This is a genomic window from Aurantimonas sp. C2-5-R2 (assembly GCF_036549495.1).
In the GTDB taxonomy this organism is placed as follows: Bacteria; Pseudomonadota; Alphaproteobacteria; order Rhizobiales; family Rhizobiaceae; genus Aurantimonas; species Aurantimonas coralicida_A.
The window spans coordinates 1-979 of record NZ_JAZHLJ010000252.1 but is presented as its reverse complement, the minus strand read 5'-3'; the positions used below and the strand labels follow the sequence as shown (position 1 = coordinate 979).

The window sequence follows — 979 nt, the reverse complement described above, 5'->3', positions numbered from 1 at the left end:
CGTATGCGCGATGGAATATCGATTACCCTTGGAAACGGAGATCGCCAGCGGCTGGAGGCGATCATCGCCGACCGCAACGCGTCTCAAAAGCATGTCTGGCGAGCGCGGATCGTCCTGCTCAGCGCCGACGGCGTCGGCACGAACGCGATCAAGGCGACAACGGCCGTGTCGAAGACGACGGTCTGGCGCTGGCAAGCCCGGTTCATGGAAGCGGGCGTCGATGGCCTCCTGCATGACAAGACCCGCCCACCCGGCACGACACCGATCGCCACCGAGACGGTCGAAGAGGTGGTTCGGCTGACGCAGGAGCCGCCGCCGCATGAGGCGACGCACTGGACAGCGCAGGCCATGGCCAAGACGATCGGGCTGGCTGTGTCGACGGTTCAGAAAATCTGGAAAGTGCACGGTCTCGCGCCTCACAGATGGAAGGCCTCAAGCTCTCGAACGATCCGGCTTTCGTGGAGAAGCTCCATGATATCGTCGGGCTTTACGTGGACCCGCCAGCCCACGCGGTCGTGCTCAGCCTCGACGAGAAAAGCCAGATCCAGGCACTCGACCGCACCCAGCCAGGATTGCCGTTGAAGAAGGGCCGCGGCGCGACCCTGACCCACGATTACAAGCGGCACGGAACGACCACTCTGTTCGCGGCGCTGAACGTCCTCGACGGGACTATCATCGGCCGCAACATGCAGCGCCACAGGCATCAGGAGTTCATCCGTTTCCTGGGCGAGATCGAGCGCAGCGTGCCGGCGGGCAAGACGATCCATGTGGTGCTGGACAACTACGCGGCCCACAAGCACGAGAAAGTCCGGACCTGGCTCGCCCGGCATCCGCGCTGGACATTCCACTTCACCCCCACGTCCTCATCTTGGCTCAACGCGGTCGAGGGCTTCTTTGCCAAGCTGACCCGCCGCCGTCTGAAGCACGGCGTCTTCCGATCCGTCGTCGATCTACAGACCGCCATCAACCGCTTCGTCAT

1 pseudogene is annotated in these 979 nt (G+C 63.5%); it reads left to right on the top strand.

What is annotated here, in order from left to right:
- Positions 1-3 precede the first annotated feature (3 nt).
- Positions 4-979 (top strand): annotated as a pseudogene (locus VQ044_RS25350) (IS630 family transposase); the annotation flags it as partial.